General features: G+C 57.7%; 1 rRNA gene. It reads right to left on the minus strand.

The features are described from left to right. Positions 1-1,539 (minus strand): 23S ribosomal RNA (locus Sdi02f_RS35475); the annotation flags it as partial. Positions 1,540-1,627 lie beyond the last annotated feature (88 nt).

Consider the following 1,627-nt stretch of genomic DNA (forward strand, 5'->3'; position numbering starts at 1 on the left):
ATGTTTGACGCTTCACAGCGGGTACCGGAATATCAACCGGTTATCCATCGACTACGCCTGTCGGCCTCGCCTTAGGTCCCGACTTACCCTGGGCAGATCAGCTTGACCCAGGAACCCTTAGTCAATCGGCGCAAACGTTTCTCACGTTTGTATCGCTACTCATGCCTGCATTCTCACTCGTGAACCGTCCACAACTCGCTTCCGCGGCTGCTTCACCCGGCACACGACGCTCCCCTACCCATCACAGCCGGCGTTGGCCGTATTGCTGCAATGACACGACTTCGGCGGTACGCTTGAGCCCCGCTACATTGTCGGCGCGGAATCACTAGACCAGTGAGCTATTACGCACTCTTTCAAGGGTGGCTGCTTCTAAGCCAACCTCCTGGTTGTCTGTGCGACTCCACATCCTTTCCCACTTAGCGTACGCTTAGGGGCCTTAGTCGATGCTCTGGGCTGTTTCCCTCTCGACCATGGAGCTTATCCCCCACAGTCTCACTGCCGCGCTCTCACTTACCGGCATTCGGAGTTTGGCTAAGGTCAGTAACCCGGTAGGGCCCATCGCCTATCCAGTGCTCTACCTCCGGCAAGAAACACACGACGCTGCACCTAAATGCATTTCGGGGAGAACCAGCTATCACGGAGTTTGATTGGCCTTTCACCCCTAACCACAGGTCATCCCCCAGGTTTTCAACCCTGGTGGGTTCGGTCCTCCACGACCTCTTACAGCCGCTTCAACCTGCCCATGGCTAGATCACTCCGCTTCGGGTCTTGAGCGTGCTACTAAAACGCCCTGTTCGGACTCGCTTTCGCTACGGCTTCCCCACCCGGGTTAACCTCGCAACACACCGCAAACTCGCAGGCTCATTCTTCAAAAGGCACGCAGTCACGAGAACAAGGCAAGCCTTGTTCCGACGCTCCCACGGCTTGTAGGCACACGGTTTCAGGTACTATTTCACTCCGCTCCCGCGGTACTTTTCACCATTCCCTCACGGTACTATCCGCTATCGGTCACCAGGGAATATTTAGGCTTAGCGGGTGGTCCCGCCAGATTCACACGGGATTTCTCGGGCCCCGTGCTACTTGGGTGTCTCACAAGCAAGCCGCTGACATTTCGACTACGGGGGTCTTACCCTCTACGCCGGACCTTTCGCATGTCCTTCGCCTACATCAACGGTTTCTGACTCGCCCTGTTGCCGGCAGACAACAGAAGTGAGATCCCACAACCCCGCACACGCAACCCCTGCCGGGTCTCACACGTGAACGGTTTAGCCTCATCCGGTTTCGCTCGCCACTACTCCCGGAATCACGGTTGTTTTCTCTTCCTGCGGGTACTGAGATGTTTCACTTCCCCGCGTTCCCTCCACACTGCCTATGTGTTCAGCAGCGGGTGACAGCCCATGACGACTGCCGGGTTTCCCCATTCGGACACCCCCGGATCAAAGCCTGGTTGACGACTCCCCGGGGCCTATCGTGGCCTCCCACGTCCTTCATCGGTTCCTGGTGCCAAGGCATCCACCGTGCGCCCTTAAAAACTTGGCCACAGATGCTCGCGTCCACTGTGCAGTTCTCAAACAACGACCAACCACCCATCACCCCGGGACCACATCCCGAGTGCACTGGGGCCGGC

The organism is Streptomyces ardesiacus (assembly GCF_003112575.1).
Taxonomy (GTDB): domain Bacteria; phylum Actinomycetota; class Actinomycetes; order Streptomycetales; family Streptomycetaceae; genus Streptomyces; species Streptomyces ardesiacus.